At 56.9% G+C, this 7,395-nt stretch carries 11 protein-coding genes; 2 read left to right on the top strand and 9 right to left on the bottom strand.

The annotated features are described in order from the left end of the window. The coding region (locus tag PARJ55_RS23690; RefSeq protein ID WP_156929553.1) for a transposase at positions 1-222 on the bottom strand (222 nt) is incomplete at its 3' end. 188 nt (positions 223-410) lie between these two features. On the opposite strand from PARJ55_RS23690, the gene PARJ55_RS24195 reads away from it, so the two are divergent. Next, entirely contained in the window at positions 411-827 is a 417-nt protein-coding gene (locus PARJ55_RS24195) for a hypothetical protein (RefSeq protein WP_156929552.1), read from the top strand. A 48-nt stretch (positions 828-875) separates the two neighbouring features. Here the strand turns inward: PARJ55_RS24195 and PARJ55_RS24190 are convergent, their stop codons facing one another. Beyond that, positions 876-1,094, bottom strand: coding sequence for a hypothetical protein (locus tag PARJ55_RS24190; RefSeq protein WP_156929551.1), 219 nt, complete (start codon positions 1,092-1,094; stop codon positions 876-878). A gap of 185 nt (positions 1,095-1,279) precedes the next feature. Beyond that, entirely contained in the window at positions 1,280-1,588 is a 309-nt protein-coding gene (locus PARJ55_RS0120385; protein WP_028714645.1) for a hypothetical protein, read from the bottom strand. 87 nt (positions 1,589-1,675) lie between these two features. Here PARJ55_RS0120385 and PARJ55_RS0120380 point away from each other — a divergent pair, with 87 nt between their 5' ends. Continuing rightward, the gene (locus PARJ55_RS0120380; protein ID WP_028714644.1) at positions 1,676-1,927 is read left to right on the top strand and encodes a helix-turn-helix domain-containing protein; all 252 of its coding nucleotides are present in this window, start codon (positions 1,676-1,678) and stop codon (positions 1,925-1,927) included. A 3-nt stretch (positions 1,928-1,930) separates the two neighbouring features. On the opposite strand, the gene PARJ55_RS0120375 is transcribed toward PARJ55_RS0120380, so the two are convergent. The 6 genes from PARJ55_RS0120375 to PARJ55_RS0120360 all read right to left on the bottom strand — a co-directional run bounded on the left by PARJ55_RS0120375 (position 1,931) and on the right by PARJ55_RS0120360 (position 6,734). Continuing rightward, positions 1,931-3,100 (bottom strand): hypothetical protein, encoded by a 1,170-nt coding sequence (locus PARJ55_RS0120375; protein ID WP_156929550.1) that lies wholly within the window; start codon positions 3,098-3,100, stop codon positions 1,931-1,933. Between the two features lie 624 nt (positions 3,101-3,724). Further along, positions 3,725-3,901 carry a hypothetical protein gene (locus PARJ55_RS24185; RefSeq protein ID WP_156929549.1) on the bottom strand — a complete coding sequence of 59 codons (177 nt, stop codon included), beginning with the start codon at positions 3,899-3,901 and terminating at the stop codon, positions 3,725-3,727. Next, complete coding sequence (locus PARJ55_RS0120365; protein WP_028714642.1) at positions 3,898-4,200, bottom strand: hypothetical protein; 303 nt, start codon at positions 4,198-4,200, stop codon at positions 3,898-3,900. Before PARJ55_RS0120365 ends, PARJ55_RS24185 begins: the two co-directional genes overlap by 4 nt. 247 nt (positions 4,201-4,447) lie before the next feature. Continuing rightward, positions 4,448-4,930, bottom strand: coding sequence for a hypothetical protein (locus PARJ55_RS24180; protein ID WP_156929548.1), 483 nt, complete (start codon positions 4,928-4,930; stop codon positions 4,448-4,450). Continuing rightward, entirely contained in the window at positions 4,930-5,451 is a 522-nt protein-coding gene (locus PARJ55_RS24175; protein ID WP_156929547.1) for a hypothetical protein, read from the bottom strand. The genes PARJ55_RS24180 and PARJ55_RS24175 overlap by 1 nt, the downstream gene beginning before the upstream one ends. A gap of 53 nt (positions 5,452-5,504) precedes the next feature. Continuing rightward, positions 5,505-6,734 carry a DNA methyltransferase gene (locus PARJ55_RS0120360; RefSeq protein WP_028714641.1) on the bottom strand — a complete coding sequence of 410 codons (1,230 nt, stop codon included), beginning with the start codon at positions 6,732-6,734 and terminating at the stop codon, positions 5,505-5,507. Between the last annotated feature and the right edge of the window lie 661 nt (positions 6,735-7,395).

Here is a 7,395-nt window from a genome sequence, read left to right as displayed (position 1 = left end):
CGCCAAAGTCCAGCGGCGGAACTGACGGTAGACCGAGGACCACTTGCCAAACTCTTCGGGCAGATCGCGCCATGGCGCACCAGTCCTTGCGATCCAGAATATACCATTCAGAACAAGACGATGGTCCGCAGGTTTCCGCCCGTTAGGGTGCCGGACGGCACGAATGAAGCCCTCGAAGAAGGTCCACTCATCGTCGGATATCAGGTTGCGTGCCAAGTTCATCTCCCACGTAGAGATGAGCTTGAATCATAGGACGACTGCCAGAGGAATCCCTTTTGTCAACACGACCTAGTCTCTATATATTAAATATTATAGGTGGGAGAAGCCGTGTTGGTAAGTTGCTTTGCGTCTTTATCGTCGCGTTTCTTCCATGTGCGATTACATATCTCTGCTACACTTTTCGATGGGAAATGGGCGACACTCTTCCCTCCATCGCCATTTCCTCCTTTTCGATCTTTTCTGCCATGCTATTCGCCTCACAAGTTGCAGCGTTTAGTGTATTTAACTATAAGATTTCCGAGATCAAGCCCAAGAATAACCCTGATGATATCGTAAGAAAAACGAGAGAAATGAATTTTAGCGTCAGGTCGGAAGAGCTTAGGGGCGCGTTTCGACGGATTAACGCCGGAATTTCGGTGTTAACATTAATATCTATTTTTATAGTAGCAGCCACCCTTGGTGTGGTTGCGGAACCTCCGCCCGAGATGAGTCGAGTTTTAACTGCGGCCGTATGCCTTTTTGCGACACATTTTTTTATGTCCTTTATCATTACCTGCCATCAAGTCTTTTTGTTTTTTGACACCGCATATGCCGGCGAAAGTGTTTAGCATTGCACTATCACGCGCCGTCGAGCTTGCTGCGGCTATTTTTTTCAGTCAGTTGCCTTGAAGCCAAAATTCCTGACTGTCGGAGAAAAGTGTGCTGCGGTTGAAAAAGGCGATCAGAACCCACAGTATTAACATCCCGATTCCGACAGGTGCAGCTTCCATAACAAACATGGAAAGCGCTAAAAATAGCCACTGCAACACAACGACCAGAATAAAGAAAACGCTACCTTTACCGATAGGATGGCTTTTGGCATTGAGGCCAGCCACTCGGCGTGTTCCGCAGTGCGCACAGATGATCGACCCACTGATCATTCCTGATTGGTTTCGGACGTAACTGAAACGAATTTTATCACAGATGAACACATGAAGTGTTCACTTTGCAAGCGGCGGACTCGGTCACTGTGCGACCAAGCCGCCGCTTGCCTTACCCCTTAACCGTTCACCGTCTAAAATCAGTTGGGCCGATACCAGCGGCCTTGCCCATCCGGGAAAACGTTCCGGCGGTTAAAGAAAAACATAAGCGACCACAAGACCAGCATCCCGATGCCGACCGGCGCGGACTCCATCGCGAACATCGACAGGGCGATGAGCAGCCACAACGTCAAGAACATGCGGATGAAGAACACCCCGCCGCGTCCCAGCGGCTGGCCCTTCGCGGTCATGCCGGCAACGCGGCGCGCGCCGCAATGCGCGCACACCTTCGCGTGGGCTTTCAGGGTGCTTGCACAGAACGGACATTCAATCGTGGCCGCATCAGTCATGGATCTTTCCTCGGGTTTGCGTCGTCACCCCAACAATTCACAGAATACTTCATAGAGCAAGCGAGTTTTCTGCGGCTTGTCGGCTGGATGACCGACCGCGACGCCCTGATCTTGAACGCTTTTGCGAAAGTCCTGCGCCAGCACCGGACACAGGCCGGGCTGTCGCAAGAGGAACTGGCCCATCGCGCCGGACTCAGTATGCGCTATGTCTCCCTGCTCGAGAGCCGGAAGCACCAGCCCAGCCTGGCGACGCTGGACGCCTTGGCCCGGTCTCTTGGCATATCCCTGACCGCGTTCGTCGCGGAGGTGGACGCCCAGGCGCGTGCCGGGACGCCGTGACCCTCACATCTCGAAGTGGTTCGCGTCATCCGCATCGGGCTTCCCCGGCGGATCCTGCGCCAGCACCTGCAACCTCTCCGATTCTTTGCGGGAACGCTCCATGCTGGCCCGGACCGTCGCCAGCTTAGGGATCGTCGTTTTGCGCGTGGCCTTCGCATCCCGAACCTGCTGCGGCGACGAGTCACGCGCCCAGATAGTGCGGCGTATGCCCGGCAGGATGCTGCGCAGGTCGTCATAGAGGCCGCGCAGGCGCTCACCCAGCGCGTTTATGGCGGTCAGGGCGTCCGAGAGGCTTGACCGCAGTGTTTCGGCCTCCGCCTCTTTTCGGGATTGGCGCTGTTCCGACGCCTGAATCCGGATCTGGACTCGGAACGCTTCGGATTCCGCGTCCTCCGTTATCTCGGCGGCACGCTGACGCGCTGCGGCTTCCTCCGCCTCCATTGCGGACTTCGCGGCCTTCCACTCATCAATGCCAAGACGATCAGGGCCGGGGCGCTCTTTCAGGCTCCGGGCAGAAAGTGCCACGCCGTTCTCGCGCTCAAAGAACGCGGCAAATTCGGATTGGAGACTCATCCCGACCGCGCGCGGTGATGTTATCGGCTTACCTTTGGCCGCCTTCACCTGGTCAGGAGAACGCCGAGCAACCTCCTCTTGATGCTTCACGGCAAGGTCTTTGCCGAACTTGGTGAGGCTCACCCAGTCGTCAGATCCCTTTTTGGTCTGCTTCGCGTATCGGGGCGCGGCGAATACGTCCACCACGGTCTCGCCCGCCTCATCCCGATCCAAACGGGCCGCGAATACCGCATTGCCGCCATGAGTTTCATTGATGAAGTCAATGGCCTGACGCATCATCCTGGCCTTGCGCTGGTCCCGATTCAAGATAGCGAAGGGCGTGGGGCCATCATCATCCAGAACCTCTTTGGGGTATTTTACGATGAAATGCAGCGCCACATTCGCGCCCTCTTTCAATGCGGCTGCATTTTGTTTCGCGCCGTCTATATGAGCGGCGAGGCGGTCACAGAGGTTTAATCCGCCCTTCCTCCCCTCCAGAACGAGGGGCGGCGTTTTATTGATTCTGCGGCGTTGGCTGGATTGATCCAACCTCTTGCCGTGCAGTTCCTGCTGGGTCAGTTTCTTGATATTGAGTGCGTTGCACCTTACTGCTGCTTTCATAATGCGTCCTCCTGGACGCATCAATCTCGAGCTGAAGAAAGTCAGAAGAAGATTTTTGCCAGAAGGCAAAACCCGCTTTTCCTTTTTGTGATCCCTGCGGTCTCACAAAAAGGCGGTCTCTTGCCAGAGGGGCCTCCTGCCGGGGGCTGCCTGCCGCAGGCCGACTTCATCGAGACCGCGCTGCGGAGCCCTCTGGGGCGATTTCATCGAGACCGCGCTGCGGAGCCCTCTGGGGCGATTTCATCGAGACTGCGCCGCAGGGCCAAGGGGATTTCATCCCCTTTGGAAACCCCAGTCCAAAAACGCGCGCCGCTGTTTCTGGACTTCCCGGCCCGCTGGGGCGACTTCATCGAGACGCCTGCCAGCGGGGCCAGGTTGTGACGCGTCACAACCTCAAAGCGCCCTGCGCCGGGTTTTCCGGCGCAGAGGCGGATCTGCTCAACTGCCTGTCGAGTGCGCCGAGCAGATCCAACTGGCGCGGATCCGTCGGCGGCGCGGGGGGCGGCAGTGAGGCCGCGAACGCCCGCACCTCCTCCGACTTCTCGGACGCCACCCGCACATTGACCTCAACCCAACCCGCAGCGCGGTCACGCCGGCGTTGGAGCCGTTTGCGCTCTGTTGGGGTCACACCCCACCCCCTTCCGCAGCATCCGCCAACTTGCGCAGGTCCGCAGCGGTGGCGCGGGACACATACACCCGCACCTCATCACGGGGGCCGCGCGTGTTATACACGCGCGCGCCAATCGCTTTTGCGAGCCGGTCACCTTCGGGGCGTGGTGCCAGAATGCGAATGTCCATCATTTCGGCCCTCCGGTCGATTCCGCATCATCCGCGCCCGGCAGGACGCCGAAATGCCTCGCCCCCGAAATGAGGCCGTCAATCGGGACGCCGTTCTTTTCCCCCATCTCGAATATCTGAACGATTTTCACGACAGACGCGAAATCTGCCTCATCAGCGCGGACGTAAACCAGATCCGCCGCCGTTTCGGCGTCAAGATTACTCTCCTGGGCCTGCTCTTTCAGCAGTTCGGTGCATTCATACCCGCAAGCCTCCAGCCCCCGCTGAAACTTCCGGCGCACCGCGATTCCGATTCCACCCATTTTGCCCCTCCTCGAGTCCGAAGCCCGCTTTCGCCTTATTTCCCGGCGGCGTGCAGGCTGGTCCATCGCCGGAAGGTCCATCCCGGCTATGTGTGCGGGATTGCGCGTTCGCCAGTGCCCTGATGATCAAAGTGATGATATTGCAAGAAAAATAAAAAATTCAGCCTCGGACTGCTGGCATGGTTTTCCCTGCGTGCAAAGAAAAAAGGGCGCCGAAGCGCCCTTTTTTTAAGCTTGCTATTATCTGTCAAAACTGAATGTCAGGCGCAAGATTGTTCAAAAACTTGGCGCGAGACACCTTTGCATTCGCCCCAAGAAGGCGCTGGCTGTGCCATCGCAAAACATTTTCTACCGGGACCACGAAGACGTCAACAACGGGGAATCCGACAATATCAGATAGGATGAATCCTTTGATTCCGCTCATTTTCAACTGAAATCCGTCCTCGTTAAAACGCCGTCCAGAGCCAACCTGATTGCTCGGGTTGAAATAGACGCCTTGTCTGGTGATAGAACGCACCTCCCACATTCCACCATCAGGATCCAGCAAGTCGTAGCCCGCACCTTCGGACGGGGCCAACTGCCAGCCCGGATTTTCCCATTTCAATCTGCGTTCAATGATGAAGGAGACGCGGCGACCGTCTGTCAGATATTCCCGCACATCCTCGGGAGACACCTTGAACGCTCGGGCAAGTTCCATCTCATCCCAAGTCATTGTGAATCGTTTTTCCATCACGGCTGCCATTCGATTGGAAACGTATTCATGTCCCGAAGATTTCTTATCGCGATATAATGGCACTGATAGCCGCCAGAACCACCTCCCTTTGAGCCAAAATCTCTCCTTGGCGCTTGATCAACCTCATCGGAAGTTGCCCAGCCGGATATTCGTGCGATAGTTCCCGGCTCTATGCTTTTTGAGTAACGATCAGGCTGGTCGATAATAACCTGAATATAACACTCAGGACGCCTTGCAGCTGCATAGTCTTCACGAACGAGCAAGTTTAGCGTGTCGCGAAACGGGAAAGCACTTGTTTTAACCTCTATCCGGTCAAGGATATCGGCCTTTCCCTTTGTGTTCGTGAGATCATGCTTGCGCCAATCTCCATAGAACCACTCTGCAACCGCCATCTCACCGAGTAATCCGGCGAGCGTATCGTAGGGTGAGGCAACAGTTCGGTTGACCTTCACCTGATCCACAGTCTGCTTTGCGACTTCAAGCATCTCATGGGTAATCGGAACATCAATGTAAGCCATTGTCCCTCCTGATTCTTGGTTTTCAGGAGGTTGCCAGCCAGCGCGGGGGGAGTCTACAGACGGCGGAGAAGAACAATCCTGTTCGTGTTCGTGCCCTTGGTGCCGTTGTCAACGCCCCAACAGTTTGCGGTCTTGGTAAACGTCTGATCGTTCACCATCACCCCCAACCGTTCAAACGGCAGCCCTTCGGCGGCCTGCCAGACCAGCCGCTCCAGCAGCACCTTGCCGTTGCGAACCTCCCCGACCTCAAACGCGACATACCCGCCGGGACGCAGAATACGCGCTTGCTCACGCAGAACCCGGTTGACCATCAGCAACCACGCCTCCTCCGTGCGGTGAATGTCGATTGCGACATTGGCCGGGTCGATTCCCGCGAACCAGCAGCGCAGCCAGTTGTCAGCGGCATACTGCACGATATCCAGAAACGGTGGGGAAGTGACGGTCAGGTCCACGGTGGCGTCAGCGATTCCGCGCATGTCCCACGCCGGGCCGGTCAGCAGGCAAGAGCGCACCTGACTCGGCACGCCGCCGTCTTTCAGCAGCGTTCTGGTCTTTTTCAGGATGACTTGGGCAACATCTCGCTCCGGCGGCTCAACGCCAAGTTTTTCATTGATTTTCAGTTGAGCCTTGACGGAAACGGCTTGATTCGGCGGCATCGAGCGCCCCGAGAAAAACCCCGGCGAATGCCCTGACAGCCGGTTGATTGCCACCATTCGGATCCAGTCGGCAACGGAATCAACCTCATCGCTGCCGAGCGGGGCGCGGTCAGCAAGCCATAGCCGCAACGCCTCCAGCTTCCGAAGCGTCGCGGGATGGTAGAAGGCCAGCAAGTCCTCACGCTGGATCTGCCCTCGTGACCAGTCCACGGTGTTCAATGCGTCCGCCACGGCCTGAACACTAACAGGACGCAAACGAGGCCGTGCCAAGAGGACAGAGAGTGGATTCACGTCATTCCCGAACGCCTGCCGTCCCATCAGCCCAGCCTGAACCGGCGTTGTGCCTCGTCCCATGAACGGATCAAGCACGACATCGCCGGGCTTCGTCAGCCTTGAAATGAAGAACTCGGGCAGTTGCGCCTTGAAGCAGGCGCGATAGGACACCTCGTGAATCGAATGCGCCTGCCGCTGCCCGGCGGTCCAGAACTCATTGACGAAGTAGTGGATTCCGTCCTTCTCGTCGGACACGGTTTTCTTGCCGAAGTCGTCGAACGCAACCAGATCATCAATGAAAGATTCCGCCGTGTCTGCCCGGCGGGACACCTCAAAGAGGGAAAGCTGGTTCATCATGGTTCTCCGACTGTCTGCCTCCGTCATAGCGCATTGCGCGACACGGCATAACCCCATGGCTTTCGCGGGCCAAGCCGATAGCAGCTTTCTGCAGTTTACGGCTGGCCCTGCACTCTGCTACAAGGTGTCACCATGTTCCCGGTCAGCGGGCCGATGGCAGGCGGGCAAGATGCTGATTTTAATAGCGTTTTCAGGGATTTAGCTGGGGATCCTACCGCCCCAGCCAATTCATCTAAGTCAATAAGAAGATGATATTTTCTGCCCTCAGGGACAGGATCCTTCCGAACCTTTTCGATGGAATAGCCTAGATCAGCTCGTGACCTGACTCGTCATGGCGGTTGGGCGACGGACGGGGTTATGCCCCAAGAGATGCCCCAGGGGCTTGGGATGGCAATGTTACCCGAGACAGTCAGTGCCTCGGGCAAAGGCCGCATCAGGGTTAGGACGGGGCCGAGCGTAGGGTACCTCCGACGTATTTCCCTCCCCTGTTCAGGATGTAGCCGCCCGAGGAATGAAGCACCCAAACGCCGCCACCGACAGCTTCGGCTCCTGTCTTAAGCGCCACTAGGTCGTGTTGACAAAAGGGATTCCTCTGGCAGTCGTCCTATGATTCAAGCTCATCTCTACGTGGGAGATGAACTTGGCACGCAACCTGATA

The sequence above is a fragment of the Paracoccus sp. J55 genome (assembly GCF_000513975.1).
Taxonomy (GTDB): domain Bacteria; phylum Pseudomonadota; class Alphaproteobacteria; order Rhodobacterales; family Rhodobacteraceae; genus Paracoccus.
This window is presented reverse-complemented; position numbering and strand designations above follow the sequence as displayed.